Origin of the sequence: Thiomonas delicata (assembly GCF_900088825.1) — a bacterium.
GTDB lineage: Bacteria > Pseudomonadota > Gammaproteobacteria > Burkholderiales > Burkholderiaceae_C > Thiomonas_A > Thiomonas_A delicata.
In genome coordinates this window covers 1-19,925 of sequence record NZ_LT592170.1, presented here as the reverse complement: position 1 = coordinate 19,925, position 19,925 = coordinate 1, and the positions used below count along the sequence as shown (strand labels likewise).

25 protein-coding genes and 1 tRNA gene are annotated in these 19,925 nt (G+C 63.5%); 23 read left to right on the top strand and 3 right to left on the bottom strand.

The features are described from left to right. Positions 1-12: 12 nt before the first annotated feature. From hisB to tatC, 10 genes are all read left to right on the top strand, one after another. Complete coding sequence (hisB, locus tag THIARS_RS00160) at positions 13-600, top strand: imidazoleglycerol-phosphate dehydratase HisB (protein ID WP_094160519.1); 588 nt, start codon at positions 13-15, stop codon at positions 598-600. Between the two features lie 78 nt (positions 601-678). Further along, positions 679-1,350: an imidazole glycerol phosphate synthase subunit HisH gene (hisH, locus tag THIARS_RS00155; protein WP_094158971.1), complete on the top strand. Its 672-nt coding sequence runs from the start codon at positions 679-681 to the stop codon at positions 1,348-1,350. A gap of 45 nt (positions 1,351-1,395) precedes the next feature. Next, positions 1,396-2,136 carry a 1-(5-phosphoribosyl)-5-[(5-phosphoribosylamino)methylideneamino]imidazole-4-carboxamide isomerase gene (gene hisA, locus THIARS_RS00150; protein ID WP_094158970.1) on the top strand — a complete coding sequence of 247 codons (741 nt, stop codon included), beginning with the start codon at positions 1,396-1,398 and terminating at the stop codon, positions 2,134-2,136. Positions 2,137-2,183: 47 nt separating this feature from the next. Next, a complete protein-coding gene (hisF, locus tag THIARS_RS00145) occupies positions 2,184-2,963 on the top strand; it encodes an imidazole glycerol phosphate synthase subunit HisF (RefSeq protein ID WP_094158969.1) in 780 nt (259 codons plus the stop codon). A gap of 60 nt (positions 2,964-3,023) precedes the next feature. Beyond that, the gene (hisI, locus tag THIARS_RS00140) at positions 3,024-3,413 is read left to right on the top strand and encodes a phosphoribosyl-AMP cyclohydrolase (RefSeq protein ID WP_094158968.1); all 390 of its coding nucleotides are present in this window, start codon (positions 3,024-3,026) and stop codon (positions 3,411-3,413) included. After that, positions 3,410-3,766, top strand: a complete 357-nt coding sequence (locus THIARS_RS00135) for a phosphoribosyl-ATP diphosphatase (RefSeq protein ID WP_094158967.1) — start codon at positions 3,410-3,412, stop codon at positions 3,764-3,766. The genes hisI and THIARS_RS00135 overlap by 4 nt, the downstream gene beginning before the upstream one ends. Before the next feature lie 69 nt (positions 3,767-3,835). Beyond that, entirely contained in the window at positions 3,836-4,186 is a 351-nt protein-coding gene (locus THIARS_RS00130) for a histidine triad nucleotide-binding protein (protein WP_094158966.1), read from the top strand. Between the two features lie 21 nt (positions 4,187-4,207). Beyond that, positions 4,208-4,459, top strand: coding sequence for a Sec-independent protein translocase subunit TatA (gene tatA / locus THIARS_RS00125; RefSeq protein WP_094158965.1), 252 nt, complete (start codon positions 4,208-4,210; stop codon positions 4,457-4,459). A gap of 83 nt (positions 4,460-4,542) precedes the next feature. Then, the gene (gene tatB / locus THIARS_RS00120; RefSeq protein ID WP_094158964.1) at positions 4,543-5,028 is read left to right on the top strand and encodes a Sec-independent protein translocase protein TatB; all 486 of its coding nucleotides are present in this window, start codon (positions 4,543-4,545) and stop codon (positions 5,026-5,028) included. 28 nt (positions 5,029-5,056) lie between these two features. Next, positions 5,057-5,863 carry a twin-arginine translocase subunit TatC gene (gene tatC / locus THIARS_RS00115; protein WP_094158963.1) on the top strand — a complete coding sequence of 269 codons (807 nt, stop codon included), beginning with the start codon at positions 5,057-5,059 and terminating at the stop codon, positions 5,861-5,863. A gap of 39 nt (positions 5,864-5,902) precedes the next feature. On the opposite strand, the gene THIARS_RS00110 is transcribed toward tatC, so the two are convergent. Continuing rightward, positions 5,903-7,060 carry a S1C family serine protease gene (locus THIARS_RS00110; protein WP_094158962.1) on the bottom strand — a complete coding sequence of 386 codons (1,158 nt, stop codon included), beginning with the start codon at positions 7,058-7,060 and terminating at the stop codon, positions 5,903-5,905. A gap of 20 nt (positions 7,061-7,080) precedes the next feature. Here THIARS_RS00110 and THIARS_RS00105 point away from each other — a divergent pair, with 20 nt between their 5' ends. Both THIARS_RS00105 and pdxA read left to right on the top strand, forming a co-directional pair. Beyond that, a complete protein-coding gene (locus THIARS_RS00105; protein ID WP_186436621.1) occupies positions 7,081-7,824 on the top strand; it encodes a Nif3-like dinuclear metal center hexameric protein in 744 nt (247 codons plus the stop codon). Continuing rightward, positions 7,821-8,870: a 4-hydroxythreonine-4-phosphate dehydrogenase PdxA gene (pdxA, locus tag THIARS_RS00100; RefSeq protein ID WP_245845401.1), complete on the top strand. Its 1,050-nt coding sequence runs from the start codon at positions 7,821-7,823 to the stop codon at positions 8,868-8,870. Before THIARS_RS00105 ends, pdxA begins: the two co-directional genes overlap by 4 nt. On the opposite strand, the gene mscL is transcribed toward pdxA, so the two are convergent. Continuing rightward, a complete protein-coding gene (mscL, locus tag THIARS_RS00095; RefSeq protein WP_094158960.1) occupies positions 8,860-9,282 on the bottom strand; it encodes a large conductance mechanosensitive channel protein MscL in 423 nt (140 codons plus the stop codon). The two genes, pdxA and mscL, sit on opposite strands and share 11 nt — an antisense overlap. 266 nt (positions 9,283-9,548) lie before the next feature. On the opposite strand from mscL, the gene petA reads away from it, so the two are divergent. The 9 genes from petA to istB all read left to right on the top strand — a co-directional run bounded on the left by petA (position 9,549) and on the right by istB (position 17,309). Beyond that, positions 9,549-10,127 (top strand): ubiquinol-cytochrome c reductase iron-sulfur subunit, encoded by a 579-nt coding sequence (petA, locus tag THIARS_RS00090; RefSeq protein ID WP_094160517.1) that lies wholly within the window; start codon positions 9,549-9,551, stop codon positions 10,125-10,127. A 22-nt stretch (positions 10,128-10,149) separates the two neighbouring features. Further along, positions 10,150-11,559, top strand: coding sequence for a cytochrome b (locus tag THIARS_RS00085; protein WP_094158959.1), 1,410 nt, complete (start codon positions 10,150-10,152; stop codon positions 11,557-11,559). Positions 11,560-11,568: 9 nt separating this feature from the next. Beyond that, entirely contained in the window at positions 11,569-12,357 is a 789-nt protein-coding gene (locus tag THIARS_RS00080; protein WP_094158958.1) for a cytochrome c1, read from the top strand. A gap of 117 nt (positions 12,358-12,474) precedes the next feature. Further along, positions 12,475-13,086: a glutathione S-transferase N-terminal domain-containing protein gene (locus THIARS_RS00075; RefSeq protein WP_094158957.1), complete on the top strand. Its 612-nt coding sequence runs from the start codon at positions 12,475-12,477 to the stop codon at positions 13,084-13,086. Positions 13,087-13,112: 26 nt separating this feature from the next. Then, complete coding sequence (locus THIARS_RS00070; RefSeq protein ID WP_094158956.1) at positions 13,113-13,682, top strand: ClpXP protease specificity-enhancing factor; 570 nt, start codon at positions 13,113-13,115, stop codon at positions 13,680-13,682. A gap of 53 nt (positions 13,683-13,735) precedes the next feature. Next, a tRNA-Thr gene (locus tag THIARS_RS00065) sits at positions 13,736-13,811 on the top strand. 189 nt (positions 13,812-14,000) lie between these two features. After that, on the top strand, positions 14,001-14,885 hold the full coding sequence (locus THIARS_RS00060) for a tyrosine-type recombinase/integrase (RefSeq protein WP_186436520.1): 885 nt from the start codon (positions 14,001-14,003) through the stop codon (positions 14,883-14,885). A gap of 89 nt (positions 14,886-14,974) precedes the next feature. Further along, the gene (istA, locus tag THIARS_RS00055) at positions 14,975-16,558 is read left to right on the top strand and encodes an IS21 family transposase (RefSeq protein WP_094158951.1); all 1,584 of its coding nucleotides are present in this window, start codon (positions 14,975-14,977) and stop codon (positions 16,556-16,558) included. Beyond that, complete coding sequence (gene istB / locus THIARS_RS00050; protein ID WP_094158950.1) at positions 16,545-17,309, top strand: IS21-like element helper ATPase IstB; 765 nt, start codon at positions 16,545-16,547, stop codon at positions 17,307-17,309. Before istA ends, istB begins: the two co-directional genes overlap by 14 nt. A gap of 351 nt (positions 17,310-17,660) precedes the next feature. On the opposite strand, the gene THIARS_RS00045 is transcribed toward istB, so the two are convergent. Next, positions 17,661-18,299 carry a hypothetical protein gene (locus THIARS_RS00045; protein WP_094158954.1) on the bottom strand — a complete coding sequence of 213 codons (639 nt, stop codon included), beginning with the start codon at positions 18,297-18,299 and terminating at the stop codon, positions 17,661-17,663. Between the two features lie 149 nt (positions 18,300-18,448). Between THIARS_RS00045 and THIARS_RS00040 the strand changes: the two genes are divergently transcribed. Together THIARS_RS00040 and THIARS_RS00035 are read left to right on the top strand one after the other, a co-directional pair. Then, the gene (locus THIARS_RS00040; RefSeq protein ID WP_094158953.1) at positions 18,449-18,658 is read left to right on the top strand and encodes a helix-turn-helix transcriptional regulator; all 210 of its coding nucleotides are present in this window, start codon (positions 18,449-18,451) and stop codon (positions 18,656-18,658) included. A 142-nt stretch (positions 18,659-18,800) separates the two neighbouring features. After that, positions 18,801-19,913 (top strand): hypothetical protein, encoded by a 1,113-nt coding sequence (locus THIARS_RS00035; protein ID WP_094158952.1) that lies wholly within the window; start codon positions 18,801-18,803, stop codon positions 19,911-19,913. Positions 19,914-19,925: the final 12 nt, after the last annotated feature.

The following is a 19,925-nucleotide window of genomic DNA, read 5'->3' as shown; positions in this document are numbered from 1 at the left end:
TCCATCTCATCCATGCGCACCGCACAGGTCATCCGCCAGACTGCCGAAACCCGCATCGCGGTCGAGCTCGATCTCGACGGTTCCGGTGTTTCCAAGCTCGCCACCGGCATCGGGTTCTTCGACCACATGCTCGACCAGATCGCGCGTCACGGCCTGGTCGATCTTGCCGTGCACGCCGAGGGCGATCTGCACATCGACGGCCACCACACGGTCGAGGACGTGGGCATCACCATCGGCCAGGCGCTGGCCAAGGCGCTTGGCGACAAGAAGGGCGTGCGCCGCTACGGCCATGCCTATGTGCCGCTGGACGAGGCGCTCTCGCGCGTGGTGGTCGATTTCTCCGGTCGCCCCGGGCTGGTGTGGCACGTGCCCTTCGCGCGTGCGATGATCGGCCAGTTCGACGTGGATCTGGCGCACGAATTTTTTCAAGGCCTGGTCAACCACGCTTTCATCACCCTGCATGTGGACAATCTGCGCGGCGAAAATGCCCACCACCAGTGCGAAACCGTCTTCAAAGCCTTCGGCCGCGCCTTGCGTGCCGCGGCTGAAATCGACCCGCGCATGGGCTCTGTCATACCATCGACCAAAGGCTCGCTGTGAGCGCCGCGCGTCGCAGCGTCCCCGTCTTCTTGTCGCGTTAAATCTCCCACACCCCTCTCCGCAGCTTCCGACGTCCGCATGAAAACGGTCGCCATCGTCGATTACGGCATGGGCAACCTGCGCTCCGTGTCGCAGGCCGTGCAGCATGTCGCCAAGGGGCTGCCCTGGCGTGTCGTCGTGACATCCGACGCCAAGCAGGTGCGCGAGGCCGATCGCATCGTGCTGCCCGGCCAGGGGGCCATGCCCGACTGCATGCGCGAGTTGCGCGACTCTGGCCTGCAGGACGCGGTGCTGCAGGCCGCTGGCGCGCAGGCGCGAGACGGCAAACCCCTGTTCGGCGTGTGCGTGGGCATGCAGATGCTGCTCGATCGCAGCGAGGAAGGGGCAACTCAAGGACTCGCGCTCATCGCGGGCGACGTGCGCCGCTTCCAACTCGACGGTCAGATCCAGCCCGACGGCAGCCGCTACAAGGTGCCGCACATGGGCTGGAACACCGTGCATCAGGTGGTCCACGATGGGCGCCCCCATCCTTTGTGGGCTGGCATCGCCGACGGTGCCGCCTTCTACTTTGTGCACAGCTTCTATGCGCAGCCGTCGGAAGGGCGCAACACCGCGGGCCGTACCGAATATGGCGTGACGTTTGCAAGCGCCATTGCGCGGGATACTATTTTCGCCACACAGTTTCACCCTGAAAAAAGCGCCGCGGCAGGCCTCGTGCTTTACCGCAATTTTCTCGACTGGAGGCCTTGAGCCGACACGCTGGCAAAAGGCCCCGAACCGTCGTCGTTCCGTCCCATGTTGCTGATCCCCGCGATCGATCTCAAGAACGGCCAGTGCGTCCGCCTGGAACAAGGCGAAATGCAGGCCGCCACGGTGTTTTCCTCGGATCCGGCCGCCATGGCGCGGCACTGGGTGGAGCAGGGCGCGCGCCGCCTCCACCTGGTCGATCTCAACGGCGCCTTTGCCGGCAAGCCCGAGAACGAACCCGCCATCCGGGCCATCCTGCGCGAGGTCGGCGAGGACGTTCCAGTGCAACTCGGCGGCGGCATCCGCGATCTGGAGACCATCGAGCGCTATCTCGACGACGGCCTGAGCTATGTCATCATCGGCACGGCCGCGGTGAAGAATCCCGGCTTCCTGAAGGAGGCCTGCAGCGCCTTCGGCGGCCACATCATCGTTGGACTCGATGCGCGTGACGGCAAGGTGGCGACGGACGGCTGGAGCAAGCTCACCGGCCACGAGGTGGTGGATCTCGCGCGCAAGTTCGAGGACTATGGCGTCGAGGGCGTGATCTACACCGACATCGGCCGCGATGGCATGCTCACCGGCCTGAACATCGAGGCCACCGTGCGCTTGGCCGAAGTGCTGTCCATCCCCGTCATCGCCTCGGGCGGGCTGTCCGGGATGGCCGACATCGAACGCCTCATCGCGGTCGAGAGCAGCGGCATCGAAGGCGTCATCTGCGGCCGCGCCATCTACACCGGGGACCTGGATTTCAAGGCGGCACAGCAGCGCGTCGAGGCCGAGTCCGCCTGAGCCCGGCCATTCGGGGCAGTCTGTCCACACCGGTCGATCGGAATCCCATGCTGTTCAAACGCATCATCCCATGCCTGGACGTGACCGCGGGACGCGTGGTCAAGGGCGTCAATTTCGTCGGCTTGCGCGACGCCGGCGACCCCGTGGACATCGCCGCGCGCTACAACGACCAGGGGGCGGACGAACTCACCTTTCTCGACATCACCGCCACCAGCGACGAGCGCGACATGCTGCTGCATGTGATCGAGGCGGTTGCCGCGCAGGTGTTCATCCCGCTCACCGTGGGCGGCGGCGTGCGGACCGTGGAGGATGTGCGCCGCCTGCTCAACGCCGGCGCCGACAAGGTGAGCTTCAATTCCGCCGCGGTCGCCAATCCGCAGGTGATCGCCGACGCTTCGGGCAAGTACGGTGCGCAGGCCATTCTCGTGGCCATCGACGCCAAGCGCAGGGACAACGCAGCGGGGTGGGATGTCTACACCCACGGCGGAAGGCGCAACACCGGGCTGGACGCGGTGGACTGGGCGCGCCGCATGAGCGCGGCCGGCGCCGGAGAAATCCTGCTCACCAGCATGGATCGCGACGGCACCAAGGCGGGCTTCGACCTGGAACTCACCCGCGCGGTGGCCGACGCGGTTTCCGTGCCTGTCATCGCCTCGGGTGGGGTGGGCAGCCTGCAGCATCTGGCCGACGGCATCACCCAGGGGCATGCCGACGCGGTGCTCGCGGCCAGCATCTTCCACTATGGCGAACATACGGTCGGCGAAGCCAAGCGTTTCATGGCCGCTCGGGGCATTCCGATGCGGCTCGACGCCGGCCTGGCGGCCTGACCCGACAGCCGGACGCCGCGCGGCAAAACAGCGTGGCGCCGCAATCACTACACTTCCCGCATGAACTGGCTCGACGACATTCACTGGGACGCCGCCGGCCTGGTGCCGGCCATCGCGCAGGAATCCGGCAGCAAGGACATCCTCATGGTGGCCTGGATGAACCGCGATGCCCTCAAGCGCACGCTCGAACTCGGCGAGGCCGTCTACTGGTCGCGCTCGCGCAAGCGTCTATGGCACAAGGGCGAGGAATCCGGCCACGTGCAGAAGGTTGAATCCGTTCGCCTCGATTGCGATGGCGACGTGCTGCTGCTGACCGTGCGCCAGCTCGGCCACGAGCCGGGCATTGCCTGTCATACCGGGCGCCACTCCTGTTTTTTCCGCGAACTGCAGCAAGGGCGCTGGACCTCGGTCGAGCCCGTCTTGAAGGATCCGGAGCAAATCTACCGATGAAGCCCTCTGCCCAATCCGAGCCGGTCCAGCCCGCGGACGTGCTTGGCCGTCTGGCCGATGTGATCGAGCGCCGCAAGCAGGCCGATCCCGCCGGTTCCTATGTGGCCAAGCTGTTCGCCAAGGGCGAGGATGCGGTGCTCAAGAAGGTGGGCGAGGAGGCGACCGAATTCGTGCTCGCCTGCAAGGGCGGGCAGCGCCAGAACATCGTCTACGAGGCGGCCGACCTGTGGTTCCACGCCCTGGTGGCGCTGTCCAGCCACGGCATCCGTCCGCACGAGGTGTTGGCGGAACTGGAACGGCGCGAGGGCTTGTCGGGCATCGAGGAGTTCGCCCGTCGCGGCGCCAAGTCCTGAACCTCGGCGTCGCCTTGGGCAAACCATGCCTGTCGCCAACATTCACACGACTACGTCCTGATCCAAACCATGCACGATCCGAACTGCGTTTTCTGCAAAATCATTGCTGGGACCATTCCCAGCAACAAGCTGTTCGAGGACGACGAAGTCCTCGCTTTTCACGACATCAACCCGGCCGCGCCGGTTCATTTCCTGCTCGTGCCCAAGCGGCATATCGCCACGCTCGCGGCAGTGGAACCCGGTGACCAGTCCTTGCTCGGTAAAATGATGATCTTGGTTCCGCAACTGGCCGAGCGGCAGGGCTGCGGTGACGGCTTCAAGAGCGTCATCAATACCGGGCCGAATGGCGGGCAGGAGGTTTACCACCTGCACATTCATGTCTTGGGGGGCCCCCGCCCCTGGAAACGCGCGACGATCTGAAAGTCGCTAAGGAGTATCGTGATGGGCTCATTGAGTATTTGGCATTGGTTGATCGTCCTGGTCATCGTGATGATGGTGTTCGGTACGAAAAAACTGAAGAACATCGGCTCCGACCTCGGCTCGGCCGTCAAGGGCTTCAAGGACGGCATGCGTGAAGCCGAACCCGACGCATCGGCGTCCGCAACACCGGCGGCCAGCGACAAGCAGCTTGCAGGCCAGGCTGGCGCGGTGAAGAAGGACGCCATCGATGTCGAGGCCAAGGAAAAAATCTGAATTCCGCGCAGCGGCGCCGGGCCGGCCATGCAGCCGGCCTTTTTGTTCCCAGGCGCCTGGGCGATAGGCACTGACAAGCAGCCATGTTCGATATCGGCATTTCCGAACTGGGCGTGATCGGCGTGGTCGCGCTCATCGTCCTCGGTCCTGAAAAGCTGCCCAAGGTTGCGCGTACGGTCGGCAATCTGCTCGGCCGCGCGCAGCGCTATATGGCTGACGTGAAATCCGAAGTCAACCGGCAGATGGAACTCGAGGAACTGCGCAGCATGAAGTCCACGGTCGAGTCGGCCGCCCAGGACATCCAAAGCACGGTGGCGAAGAATATCGGCGAGGTGAATCACGAATTCGATTCGGCCTGGAGAGAGGCCACCGCCGGTCTGTCCGGCGAGGCGCAATCGACGGACGCCCCGAGCGACGGCTTCATCCTGGACAATCACAAACCCAAGCGTTTGAAAAAATCCACGGGCCAGGCCGTGCCGCTGTGGTACCGGCGCCAAGCCCGCGTCCGCAGCCATGCCCTGTCCGGCGCGGCCCGGGTCGCGCGCCACCGTCCACGCTCCGGTCTTTGAGCCCGCTTTCCCCTTCTTCGCCGTTCAAGTGACCGATCCCAAGCCGTCCGACTCCCCATCCCCGGAAGCCGAGCAGCCCTTCGTGACCCATCTCGTCGAGCTGAGAGATCGGCTCATCAGGGCCGTCGCGTCCGTGGGTGTCGTCTTCGCCGTTCTGGCCGTTTACCCCGGACCTTCAGGACTCTTCGACCTGTTCGCCAAACCGCTCATCGCGCATCTGCCCCATGGCTCGACCATGATCGCCATCGGCGTCATCACGCCGTTCCTGGTGCCGCTCAAGCTCACCATGCTGGTGGCGTTGATGATCGCGCTGCCCGTGGTGCTTTATCAGCTCTGGGCCTTTATCGCTCCCGGCTTGTATGCGCACGAGAAGCGCCTGGTCGTGCCGCTGATCTTCATCAGCACGCTGTTGTTTTACCTCGGCGTGGCCTTCGCCTATTTCATCGTGCTGGGGAGGTTGTTCACCTTCATTCAGGACGTGGCGCCCAAGGTCATCACCGCAGCGCCCGACATCGAGTCGTACCTGAGCTTCGTGCTCACGCTCTTCCTGGCGTTCGGCACGGCCTTCGAAGTGCCCGTGGTCCTGATGCTGCTGGTGCGTTTCGGGGTGCTGACCATCGCCCAACTCAAGGCTTGGCGCAGCTACTTCATCGTGGTGGCCTTCATCATCGCCGCCGTCATCACGCCTCCCGATGTGTTCTCCCAGACGTCTCTGGCCGTGTCCATGATCCTGCTCTACGAGGTCGGGATCGTCGGCTCGCGCATGTTGGGCAAGTACGCCCGGGCGCCCGAGGACGAGGCCGAGAAACCAGCCGATGCAGAGCCTCCGGCGTGACGGCACGCATCCCGCGGAAAGCGTGCCGCGCGCTTCAGCTCACGGCTGATCGTCATCGGACGGGTTTGCGGGGGCGGGAAGCTGCGGCCTCGTTCCCACTTTGACGCGCAGATTCTGTTCGCGACCCTTGCGCAGCACGCGCAAGGTTGTGTCGCTCCCGGGTTTGAGGGCGGCAACGACATTCAGCAACTGGCCGGTGTTGCGCACCGGCTGGCCCGCCACATCCATCACCACGTCGCCCGGACGGATGCCGGCCAGGTCTGCGGGGCCGTTGCGCAGCACGGCCGTGACGATCACGCCCTCGGCTTCGGGCAAGTTCAACGCTTGCGCCATCTGCAGGGTGACGTCCTGGGGCTCCACGCCAATCCAGCCGCGCACCACGTGGCCGGTGGCGATGAGCTGTTGCAGGACATTGCGCGCAGTCGATGCCGGCACCGCGAAGCCGATGCCGAGCGACCCTCCGGAGCGCGAGAAGATGGCGGTGTTGACGCCCAGAAGATTGCCGTAGACGTCCACCAGGGCGCCGCCGGAATTCCCCGGATTGATCGCCGCGTCGGTCTGGATGAAGTTCTCGAAGGTGTTGATTCCCAATTGGGTTCGGCCCAGCGCGCTGATGATGCCCTGCGTCACGGTCTGACCGACACCGAAGGGATAGCCGATGGCCAGCACGACGTCGCCCACATGGGCCTTGGTGTCGTCGCCGAAGGCCAGCGTGGGGAGATTCGGAAGGCCGATTTTCAGGACGGCCAGATCGGTGTCGGGATCGCGCCCGACCACCTTGGCGGCGGCCTCCCGGCCATCGGCCAGCTTGACTTCGATTTCCTCGGCGCCTTCGATCACATGGTTGTTGGTCAGCACATAGCCATTCGGACTGACGATGACGCCCGACCCGAGCCCGACCGTCGGCTGACTCGGATCCGGGCCGCCGAAGAAACGCTCGAGCGGTGAGCCTCCCCGGGGGCTGCGTGCCCGCGTGGTGGTGACCGAGACGACGGCCGGCATGGCTTTGAGCGCTGCGGCGCTGTAGGAGCCGGGCGCCGCAGTTGGTGCCGGCGTGCGCGCGCTCGGGATTTGCAGCATGAGCCTGGATTCCTCATGGGGGCGCGCCAGCCATTGCGGTGCGATCATGCGCACCGCAAACAGCACGGCCAGGGCCACTGTCGTCACCTGAGCGAAAATCAACCACAACCTGCGCATATGCACCTTTCCGGAACATGATCAACCGCGAACAACTGGCCGCGTATCTGCACGATTTCTTGCAGACGGATACCTTTGAAGATTATGGCCCAAACGGCGTGCAGGTCGCGGGCAAGGAGAGGATCGCCCGGGTGGTCAGCGGCGTCACTGCCAGCCTGGCACTGATCGAGCGTGCCATCGATGCCGGGGCCGACGCGATCCTCGTGCACCACGGCTGGTTCTGGCGCGGCGAGGACCCGCGCATCGTTGGCCAAAAGCGGCTTCGCCTGAAGGCACTGCTCGGCGCAGACATCAACTTGTTCGCCTATCACCTTCCGCTGGATGCGCATCCGCTGGTGGGCAACAACGTCCAGCTCGCGGCGCATATGGGGTGGCGTGTCGAGAACACATTCGGCAAGCAGGGACTTGGGCGACTCGGAGCGGCGCCCCAGGCCACGCTTGCCGACCTGGCCGCCGCGCTCCGTGTGCGGCTGCGGCGCGAGCCCGTGTTGGTGGGGGATGCGTCGGCGCCGGTTGGCCGGCTGGCCTGGTGCACAGGGGCGGCGCAGGGTTGGATCGAGCAGGCGCACGCGGCGGGCGCCGATACCTATGTCAGCGGAGAAATATCCGAGCCCACGGCCCACTATGCGCGCGAAATGGGCGTGGCCTATCTGGCCTGCGGCCACCATGCCACGGAGCGTTACGGTGTCCAGGCCCTGGGCGAGCATCTGGCGCGCAGCTTCGGCCTCGAACATCGTTTCATCGACATCGACAACCCGGCATGAACCACACCGCAACCCTGGCGATCTCGATGGGGGATCCCGCCGGCATCGGGCCGGAAATCATCGTGAAGGCCTTTGCCGCCGGGCAGGCCGGCGGTTGCGTCGTGTATGGCGACGCCCAAGTGATCGCCGATGCGGCCATGCGGCTTGCCTTCGACCCCGATACGGGGCGTCCGAGCGTGGCCCGCATCGACGCGCCCTTGCGGCGTGCCGATTTGCCCGTCGGCGTGATTCCCGTGATCCAGGCCCCGGGCCTGCCGCCAGGAGGATTGCAAGGTTTGGCGCTGGGGCGTGTCGACGCGCGCGCCGGCGCGGCCGCGCACGCAGCCATCGTCGCCGGTGCCCAGGCGGCGTTGCGCGGCGACGTCGCGGCCCTGGTGACGGCACCCATCCACAAGGAGTCCTTGCACGCGGCGGGCGTGCCCTTCCCAGGGCATACCGAACTGCTCCAGAACCTTTGCGCTGGAGCGCCGGTCCGCATGATGCTGGCCAATGATGCGCTGCGAACCGTGCTCGTTACCGTGCACATGAGCGTACGCAAGGCGATCGAGGCGATCACCACGGAGTCGGTGCTGGAAACCTTGCGCATGACCCAATCCGCAGCCGCGCATTGGGGCCAACAGCATCCACGCATCGCGGTGGCCGGACTCAACCCGCACGCGGGCGAAGGGGGGCTATTCGGCGACGAGGAAAGCCGCGTCATCGCCCCGGCCATCGCGCAGGCCCGCTCCGAGGGCATCGACGCGAGCGGGCCCCATGCGCCGGACACGGTGTTCATGCGGGCGCGCAACGCGCCGGATCATCCCGGCGAGTTCGACGTGGTGGTCGCGATGCTGCACGACCACGGATTGATCCCTGTGAAATACCTCGGCCTGGACGCAGGGGTCAACGTCACGCTGGGATTGCCCTTCATCAGGACCAGTCCCGACCATGGCACCGCGTTCGATATTGCCGGGCGCGGGCAGGCCAATCCGGCCAGCCTGGTCAGTGCCATCGCCATGGCGCGGCGACTCGCGGCGGCGGCCGGCAACGCTGCGGTCAGCGTTTGAGCGCGTCGCGGATCTCGCGCAGCAGGACAATGTCCTCGGGCGTGGCGGCCGGCACAGGCGCGGGCTGAGATCGCTTGAGTTTGTTGATCTGCCTGACCATGACGAAGATGATCAGCGCGAGGATCAGGAAATTGATCACGATGGTGATGAAAGAGCCGTAGGCCAGCACCGGGACATTGGCTTTTTTCAGCGCAGCCAGCGTCATCTCGGTGCCTGAAGGCACGACGCCCAGCGGGATGAAGAAATTCGAGAAATCGATCTTGCCAATGACCGCACCGACCACCGGCATGATGATGTCATTGACCAAACCGTCGACGATCTTGCCGAACGCTCCACCGATGATGACGCCGACTGCCAGGTCGATGACATTGCCCTTGGCGGCGAATTCCTTGAACTCATTGAGGAAACTCATAGCACGCTCCGTTCAAACGGTAGAGAAAGCTGGAATGTAAAGCAATGCTGCAAATTTCGATATATCTGTAAAGCACGTCATTCTTGATGCCTCATGTTTTCCATCCAAACGGGGTGAGAAGCCTAAATATTGCGGCGCAACATCCATTTTATTGATCAAACGCAATGCGCGAGCCCTAAATCAGTGATCTCTTATACAGGCTTTTCCTAATGCCAAATTCGCGCTGCGGGACCAGAATTCCATCGCTTCACTACCGCACCCACATGATGGATTCCCAACGCAGAACTTGGTTGATTGCCACAGGTGCCGCCACCTGTGTCGCCGGGGTTGCCACGGCCGTCCCCTTCGTCGAATCCATGGAGCCATCGGCCAAGGCCAAAGCCGAGGGCGGCCCTATCGAGGTGGATATTTCCCAGCTCCGCCCGGGCGAGAAAATGACCATCCTCTGGCGCGGCCAGCCCGTGTGGTTCCTGCGCCGTACGCCGCAGATGCTGGCGTCGCTCAACATCACGCAGTCGCTGGTGGCCGACCCCCTGTCCAAGCGTACCCAGTTTCCTACGCCGCCATGGGCACAGAACCAGTGGCGTTCGATCAAGCCCGAGTACCTCGTGGTCGTCGGTATTTGCACCCATCTCGGTTGTTCGCCCGTGGATCGGTTCACGCCCGGCCCGCAACCTTCGCTGCCGAGCGACTGGCAGGGGGGCTTCCTCTGCCCTTGTCACGGTTCCATTTTTGATCTGGCGGCGCGCGTGTTCAAGAACATGCCTGCTCCGGACAATCTGGTGGTGCCGCCGTACCACTACGTCAACGACCGAAAAATTCTTCTCGGCGAACACAAGGCCTGATCGCCTCGAACAGGAGACAAGCATGGCTGAACAGACTTTGCCAGACACCCCCGTGCCAGGAGCCGCACCGCGCGGGGGCTTGCGTCAATGGGTCGACGACCGGTTCCCGTTCTCGGCGCTCTGGGCCGCACATCTGACCGAGTACTACGTCCCCAAGAATTTCAACTTCTGGTACTACTTCGGCTCGTTCGCCATCGTGGTGCTGGGCATCCAGATCGTCAGCGGCATTTTTCTCGTCATGCATTACAAGCCCGATGCCGCACTGGCGTTCGGCTCGGTCGAATACATGATGCGTGACGTGCGATGGGGCTGGCTGATCCGCTACATCCATTCGACCGGCGCATCGGCGTTTTTCGTCGTCATCTATATGCACATGTTCCGCAGCTTGCTGTACGGCTCCTACCGCAAGCCGCGCGAGCTGGTCTGGATCTTCGGTTGTCTCATCTTCCTCAGTCTGATGGGTGAGGCCTTCTTCGGCTACTTGCTGCCCTGGGGCCAGATGTCGTTCTGGGGCGCGCAAGTCATCGTCAACCTGTTCTCGGCCATACCTTTCATCGGCCCCGATCTGTCGCTCTGGATCCGGGGCGATTATGTGGTGAGCGACGCCACGCTGAACCGCTTTTTCGCCTTCCACGTCATCGCCATTCCCTTGCTGCTCATCGGGCTGGTCGGTGCGCACATCATCGCCCTGCACCAGGTCGGGTCCAACAACCCCGACGGCATCGAGATCAAGGCCAACAAGGATGCGCGGGGGAACCCGCGCGACGGCATTCCCTTCCATCCCTACTACACGGTGCATGACCTGTTCGGACTTTCGGTCTTCCTCACGATCTTTTGCGCCGTGTTGTTCTTTGCGCCGACCTTCGGTGGATACTTTCTTGAGCACAACAATTTCATTCCCGCCAATCCGCTGAAGACCCCGCCGCACATCGCGCCGGTCTGGTACTTCACTCCCTTCTATTCCATGCTGCGCGCCACCACCAGTACCTCGGTGCACATCTGGATGGCGGTCGCGAGCGTGGCAGGCCTGTGGCGCGCCTGGAGCCTGCGGCGCCATCCTTTGCGGCTCGCCGTCCTGGCCGCCGGCATGGCCTTCTTGTTGTGGGCTTTGGCCACGGTGGATGCCAAGTTCTGGGGCGTGGTGGTCATGGGTGGGGCGGTGATCTCCCTGTTTTTCCTGCCATGGCTGGATCACTCCGCGGTCAAGTCCATTCGCTACCGCCCCAAGTGGCATCTTTCTGTGCTTCTTGTGTTTGCGCTGGCCTTCGTCGTGCTCGGTTATTTCGGCATTGAGGAGCCATCCCCCACGGGATACTGGATTTCGGTGACTTGTACGTTCATCTACTTCGGGTTCATTTGGTTGATGCCGTGGTGGAGCAGGCTGGGGGAACCTAGGCCTGTGCCCGAGCGTCTGGTCTACCACCCACACTGAGCGATGAACATGTCCCACATCTTTCGTGCGCTCCTGCGCCTCGTGCTCATGCTCGGACTGGGTTCCACGACGGTGGTCGCACTTGCCGCCGCCGAACAAGAGAGCGTTCCGCTGCAACAGGCGCCGTATCGTGTGAACGACCTGCTCGCGCTACAGAATGGCGCGAAGCTCTTCGTCAACTACTGTCTGAACTGCCATAGCGCGGAATTCATGCGCTATGAAAAACTGCGCGCCATCGGACTGACGGGCGAGCAGGTCCAGAAGAATCTCATGTTCAGCGAACCCAGGCTCGGCAACACGATGAAAATCGCCATGACGCCTGCACAGGCGCAGGCGTGGTTCGGCGCGGCGCCGCCAGACTTGAGCGTGATCGAACGGGCACTGGCTTCGCACCGCGGTTCGGGGGCCGACTACCTCTACACCTATTTGTTGTCGTTCTATCGCGACGACACGCGGCCCTCCGGGTGGAATAACCTGGTGGTTCCGAATGTGGCCATGCCCAATCCACTTTGGCCTCTGCAAGGGGAGCGCGCGGCCCGGTTCGAACTCAAGAGCGACCCCGCCGACCCCCATGTCCAACTCAAGACCTTCGCGGGCTATGTGCAGCTCACGCCGGGGAGTTTGAGCGCAAGGCGGTATGATTCACAGATTGCCGATCTTGTGGCCTACATGCAGTGGATGGCCGAACCGGACCAACTCGAGCGCAAGCGACTCGGTGTCATCGTGTTGCTGTTCCTGGCCGTGTTCACGTTCATCACGTGGCGCCTCAAGTCCGAATACTGGAAAGATGTGAAGTAATCGAGGCCGGGGCCGAGTCGCCAAAACTCCGCGCCCCGCCCGCATCCGACTTTCTTTCGGAAGGTTTTTCGGGGGTGAGCCTGCTCACTCCCTTCGCTTTTTCAGGAGTCGCCCCTCATGATGGTGCTTTACTCAGGCACGACCTGCCCGTTCTCGCAGCGCTGCCGCTTCGTCCTTTTCGAAAAGGGCATGGATTTCGAAATCCGCGACGTCGACCTTTTCAACAAGCCCGAAGACGTCAACGTCATGAACCCCTACGGCCAGGTGCCCATCCTGGTCGAGCGTGATCTCATCCTGTACGAGTCCAACATCATCAACGAGTACATCGACGAGCGTTTCCCGCATCCACAGCTCATGCCCGGAGACCCGGTGGCGCGCGCACGCGTGCGCTTGTTCCTGTTCAATTTCGAGAAGGAGCTGTTCGTCCACGTCTCGACCCTGGAGTCGCGTGCCAGCAGGTCCAATGAAAAGGCCATGGAGAAGGCGCGCGCTGCCATTCGTGATCGGCTCACGCAGCTCGTTCCCATTTTTACCAAAAACCGCTTCATGCTGGGCGACGACTTCTCCATGCTCGACGTGTCCATTGCCCCGCTGCTGTGGCGTCTCGACCATTACGGCATCGATTTGCCGAAATCGGCCGCGCCACTGGCCAAGTATGCCGAACGCATTTTTCAGCGCCCGGCCTATATTGAAGCGCTGACACCTTCAGAAAAGGTCATGCGCAAGTAGCAAGGAATGAGGCCCACGTTTCCGTCATGAGCAACGCCGCCGAAAGCCCGAGTTCGACCAAGCCCTATCTGCTGCGCGCACTGTACGAATGGTGCACCGACAATGGATTCACGCCGTACCTGGCCGTGCATGTCGATGGCCAGGTCCGTGTTCCACGCGAGCATGTGAAGAACGGTGAAATCGTACTCAACATCAGTTTCGGGGCTACCAGCGGCTTGAAGATCGGTAACGATGATGTCAGCTTCAGAGCGCGCTTCGGCGGCGTCGCGCGCGACATTCTGGTCCCCGTCAGCCATGTCACCGCCATCTATGCGCGTGAGAACGGGCAGGGCATGGCTTTCCCTGTGCCCGAGGCCAGCCACGATGAAACGGGGGAAGCAGATCAACCGCGGATCAAACTTGACCTGCCGCTGTCGAATCCCGGAGAGTCGGTGCACTTGCACGCCGTGCCTGACCCCTCGGCGTCTCCTTCCGGCGGTCCTAAGGGGGAAAGCAAACCCACCGTGCTGCCATCGGCGCCAGCCACGGCGGATGAGCTCGACCCGCCAGAGCCACCGCCAAGGCCTTCGGGGCCGCACCTGAAACGGGTGAAGTAATCCGCAGGAAGTTTGTACTGCGGTTGCTGTGAACGCATAGCCAGATCAATCGCGCCGCTTTAGCTCAGTTGGTAGAGCAACCGCCTTGTAAGCGGTAGGTCATCTGTTCGAGTCAGATAAGCGGCACCAAATTCTTTTGATTAAACAATAGCTTAGCGTTTACCGATAAGCGCATTGAAATATAACGCGCAGCCGCTGCGCCAATTCCGCGCCAATTCCATGCCAGTCGCGTGGCGCGGTAACGCTGCTGACATCTGCCGTAAACAGGTTTCCTCCAACGCGCTCGCTACACGAACTCCACATTTTTTGGAGTTCACCATGGCAGCCATCACGCATCGTCCCTCCGGACACTATCAAGTCCGCGTACGCATCGAAGGCCGTTACATCACCAAGACCCTGCGCACTAAGGCTGAAGCCGAGCGCTGGGCGAACGTCATCTCGTCTGAGGTGATTCTGGGAACCTACTTCGACCGCAGCCACGCCGTGAAGACCCACATGGGCGACTTGCTCGAGCGCTACATCGCCGAAGTCACGCCGACCAAGAAATCGGCTGCAAAAGAAGCTCAGCGCCTGCGCATGCTCAAGCGCGAATTCGGCCACTACACCTTAGCCGCGCTCCAGCCCGAGGTCATCGAAAATTTCAAGCTCAGGCGTTTGGCGCAGCGTTCCGCGCAGACCGTCGTTCATGACTTGAACTCCCTACGCACAGTCATCAACCACGCACGGCTGGCCTGGGGGTTGAAGATACCGAGCAATCCAGCGGAAAACATCAAGAACCCCAAATTGCCCCACTCAGCACAGCGTAAACGCCGGGTGAGCGCCGACGAAGAGCGGTATCTCTTACTGGCCGCGCGTCAGTACGATTCACCGCTTCTGCCCATCATGCAGCTCGCAGTTGAGACCGCTATGCGCGCGGGTGAGATGCTTCGTGTGCGCTGGCGGGACGTGCGCCTGGACGAGCGTTTTGTGAAGCTCTACGACACCAAAAACGGTGAGGACCGGGATGTGCCCCTCAGCTCGCGCGCCCTGGCGTTGCTTCATGCACTCAAGCCGGGCGCGATGGACGAAACCGCGCGCATTTTTCCGGCGTACGAGAAGTCCGATTGCTATCAAAAGGCGTGGCAAAAATTGAAACCCCGGCGGCCACCCAAACTGCCCCACTTCTGGCCACCCAAACTGCTCCACCTGGCCGGGGTGATCTGAGCCGCTGATCGCGGCGACGGCGACCACCTCGGGGCCAGCCGGCAGGACGTTACTTTCCACTCCCTCAACGTCGAGGGAGAGGCACGGGAGTGAACGTCTTGAAGCCGCATCTGCAAACCACCATTCGCACGCTGCTGGAGGCCGGCGCCACGCAGCGAGAGATCGAGCGCGTCACCGGCATCTCGCGCCACACCATCCGGGCCTGGCAGCATCGATTCACCGAGGAGTCCGAGGCAAACTGCTCCGGGGTGGCCACCGGCTCGCAGGAGCAAACTGCTCCACCCCGGCCACCGGCGCCGACCGCCACGACGACGTCGCTGTGCGAGCCGCACCGGACCTTCATCGAGGCCCAGCTGCGCCTCAAGCGCAACGCCACCGCGATCTACCAGGACCTGGTCGACCAGTTCGGCTTCGCCGGCCACTACAACTCGGTCAAGCGCTTCGTCGCCCGGCTCAAGGTCCGCGAGCCCGAGCAGTTCGACCGCCTGGAGTTCGCCCCCGGCGAGGAGATGCAGGTCGATTACGGCGAGGGCGCCCTCACGCGCGTGCCCGGCACCGCCCGCTACCGCCGCCCGCGCCTGTTCGTGGCCACGTTGCGCTATTCCCGGCGCAGCTTCCGCCGCGTGGTCTGGAAGTCCAGTCAGCAGGTCTGGGCCGAGCTGCACGAGCAGGCCTGGCGCTACTTCGGAGGCTCGGCCCACTACGTCGTGCTCGATAACCTCAAGGAGGGCGTGCTCAAGCCCGACCTGTACGAGCCCGAGCTCAACAAGGTCTACGCCGCCACGCTGGCGCATTACGGGGTCGTCGCCGACCCGGCGCGGGTGCGCGACCCCAACCGCAAGGGCAGCGTCGAGAACGCCATCGGCCACACCCAGGCCACGGCCCTCAAGGGTCGGCGCTTCGAGAGCATCGAGGAGCAGAACGCCTTTCTGGAGCACTGGGAGACCAAGTGGGCGGCGCCGCGCATCCACGGCAGCGCGCGCCGGCAGGTGCAGGCCATGTTCGAGGAGGAGAGAGCCCACCTGCAGCCGCTGCCGGTGCTGGGCATGCAGTACTTCACCGAGGTCGAGCGCACCGTCGCCGACGACAGCTGCGTGCGCGTCGACCACTGCAGCTACGCCGCCCGTCCGGCGCGCATCGGCACCCAGGTGCTGGTGCGCATCTATGCCCGGCGCATCGAGATCCGCGACCTCAAGACCCAGGAGCTGCTGCGCACCCATGACCGCGCCGAGCACCCCGGCACCGTGGTCCTGCCCGCCGAGGAGCGCGTGTTCAACCCCTCGCGCGAGACCCGCCGCATCCTGGCCCAGGCGCGCGCCATCGGGGCCGAGGCCCTGCGCCTGTGCGAGCTGCTGTTCGCCGTCGAAGGCCGCGTGGGCCAGCGCAAGCTCTGGGGCATCGTCTCGCTGGCCGGGCGCTATCCGCGCCGCCTCGTTGATGCCGCCTGCGCCGCCGCCCTGGCCGACGGGGTCTACAGCTACCGCCATGTCAAGGCGCTGACCGAGCGCCTCGTCACCGAGGCCCTGCAGGCCCTCGACCGCGGCCCGACCGCCGAGCCCCTGACCCAGCAGCACGAACTGATCCGCCCGGCCGAGGAGTACGCCGATCTGTTCGCCCGCGCCGCCGCCGAATCCCTCAACCATGAACGGAGCCCCCAGCATGACCCTCAATGAGATCGAACGCACCCTGCGCGAGCTGCGCCTCTCGGGCATCGCCGACACCCTGTCCACCCGCGTGCTGCAGGCGCAGAGCAGCCAGGAGCCGTTCCTGGCCACCCTGGGCGCCATGCTGCAGGACGAGCTCGACCGGCGCCACTCGCGCCTGACCGAGCGGCGCTTCAAACAATCGCGTCTCGACGAGAAGGCCACCCTGGCCGACTTCGACTGGCGCTTCAACCCCAAGCTGCCGCGCGCGGCCTGCTTCGAGCTGCATACCCTCAAGTTCATCGGCGACGGCGCCAACGCCCTGATCGTCGGCAAGCCCGGCACCGGCAAGAGTCACGTCGCCAAGGCCGTGGCCTACCAGGCCACCCTGCAAGGCTTCGACGTGCGCTACGTCGAGGCCGACACCGAGTTCGCCCACTACGCCCTGGCCAGCACCCAGGAGCAGGCCGCGCTGCTGCGCGCCTGGGTCGAGCCCGACCTGCTCGTGCTCGACGACCTGTTCCTCGCCCGGCGCATCGGCGACGCCGCGGCCGAGCTGCTGCAGGCCATCGTCCACCAGCGCTACAAGCATCGCCGATCCATCGTCGTGACCTCCAACCGCGTCGTGCAGGACTGGGGCCGCTACCTCGGCGACGCCACCATGGCCACCACCATCCTCGACCGCCTCATGCACCGCGCCACCATGCTCGAGTTCGAGGGTCGCAGCTACCGCCTCAAGGAGGCCGCCGCACGCATCGCCGTCACCGCCGATGCCTCATAATCCAGCCGTCCTGCCTGGAGCAGTTTGACCGGCCAAAGGTGGAGCAGTTTGACCTGACCATCGGGGGAAATGCCGCGCACGCAGCCTGGCGAATGAGCAGGGCGACTGGCGCCCTGGGTTCCTGCACGATTTACATTTTCACGATTTTCGGCACGAGGCGACGTCGCGTATCGCAAAACGGGTCCCCAACGTGATTGAGCTCGCCGCCATCACCGGGCATAAAACGTTGAAAAGCCTGATGGGTTACTACAAGACGGATGCCACAGAGCTCGCACGCAAGCTGGATTGAGCCGACAAAAAAGACCGGACCCTAGCAGGGTCCGGTGAATGGTGCCGTAGTGGCCTCTTCGGTTAATGCAACGCGGTGCTCGGGTTTGACGCCGAACCCGGCGCTGGAGGCGGTGGAAGCTCGTCAACAAGCACGTACCAAACCTCCTGAATCGAGAAAATGGGCAGCAGCGACTCGCCCTCGCCGGCCAGGATATGAACCAGGGACACCAGTTCTTGAGCCTGGCTTGCAACGTCGACTGTAGGCATCGGCTTGTCCAGCATGGCTTTGACGGCGGGCCATTGACCTCGTGAGTCACCCGCGAGCGGGTTGATGACCTGCACGAGTGCAAGTTGATGCGTCTCGACGATGTCCAGGGCGCACTGCATCTGGTGCTTTTCCTCTGCGGCTTCTGTGAGCCACGTCTTGGCCTTATCCGTCAACAACGGCACGATGAACCGAACTTGTGTTGAGCCAGCCTGGGTCGTGAGCACAGCACAGATGATGCCGCCGGGGCTGCGCGCGATGCCAAGCGCTGCCGCTTGCGGCAGCAGTGCAGATTCAAGATGGCGGACGATGGCGTCCGGTAGCGTTGCGTACAGCGCGTGGCTGGTCGCGGTCGGGAGTTGCTTGAGCGTATTGAACTCCTGCTGGAGCTCTTGCCTTGACAGAAGCGTGCCGAAGGTGACGTTGGCGCTTTGTGGTGAGGTTTTCTTATTCATGCTTAGGTCCTTTGCCAAGAAAGTTGGCCTTGGACTTCGTGTAGCGATAGCGATGACGCCGGTTTTGCACGCACGATGGGTATTTGCAGCCTCTCCAAATAAACAGCGGTTGCTACAGGTCAGTACGTACAACTCAAACAACCTGCCCCATGCCCAAGCTCTTGACCCCCGCCGACCTCGCCGCCCTGCTCGGCATCTCGATTCATACTGTCTACCACCGCAAAGCCAAGGGGCTGGACCTGCCACCTGCCGTCAAAGTCGGCCGGCTTCTGCGGTTTCCGGATGACGGTGTGCGGCAATGGCTGGGTTCGCTCCAGTCAGCGTGCGCGCCTGCTGGCACCGCCAAAGTCAGCGCATAAAACACGCCCCGGCCAGGGGGCGTGCAGGACATCAAAAGCGTCCGACCCCTTCCAAGGGCCGGACATGTATAGCGACCGTCATTTGTCGCGCCAGGGCATGTGAATTTCGCCTCTTGCCGGGGCTGTCACTGAGACAGCCCTGATGTCAGCACTCGCCATCTACGCGCAACCGGTTCACGAGGTTGCGCTGTATCACTCACCGAAGCGCCCCGGCTTTGTCGCGTTGTGCTACTCGACCGGCAGCGGGCGGACGCTCGCCCGCGAGGCCTTCCAAAGGCTGAGGCACGATTGGCCCCCGACGGACTTGACACCGCGGGAGACTGAGACACTCCAAGCGAAGTTGAACGCGCAAAAGGGCCAGGCCTTCAAGCAAGTTCCACTGCGCTTGACTGCTTTGCCTGAAGCAATGCGCGACCCCTGGGCATATATTGACCTTCTCCCAGGAGACTCGCCGGAGACGACCAGCATCTGGCTGTCGCAAGCGGAGTTTTCGCAGCCCAACCGGCAGAAAATCAACCTTGCCCATATCGCGGCATGCTGGGTCGACATTGACCTACGCCATGAAAACTCGCCGCCGCATCTGAGGCGTCTCTCCCCAGACGCTGCGCTCAAGCTGACCCTGGCTCGGTGTAAAGGCGAAGGGGTGCCACAGCCGTCCGCGGTGTACTGGACGGGCCGTGGCCTGGCTGTCAAGTGGTACTTGACCAAGGCGCTCCCGAAAGCCGCATATCCACGGTGGGCTGCCGTGCAATCGGCGCTCGTGAAGCTGTTTGAATCGCTCGGTGCCGACGCTTCCGCCCAGGATGCCAGCCGCATCCTGCGACTGGTTGGCACGTGGAACCCCAAAGCTGCGGAGACGTGTCGGCCCCTGTTCGTCGATGAGTTTTTTGGGGAAGTCGTCAAGCTGTCTTTTGATGACCTCGCCGATGCCGTGCTGCCCATCGCCCGGGCTGAGTTGGCCGCATTGAAGGCTCGACGTTTGCACAACGCGCCAGGAAAGCAGCGTTTGCTTTGCTTGCATGGCGGACGTGAAGAGCGCGGACGGGCTTCGAATCTCGAAGTCTTCAATCCAGTGCGCCTGGCGTGGCTGCAGCTCGATGACTACAGGAAGCTAGCGTCCTTGAGACCTGTCGCGCAGCGCCCAGAGGGCTGGACAAACACCTTGGTCTGGCTGGCCACCTCCGCACTCGTGATTGAACCGCCCCGGGTTTCGTGGAGGCTAGTTGGTTTAAGTCATGCCGGAATGGCGTGTTGACTGGCTTGTTGG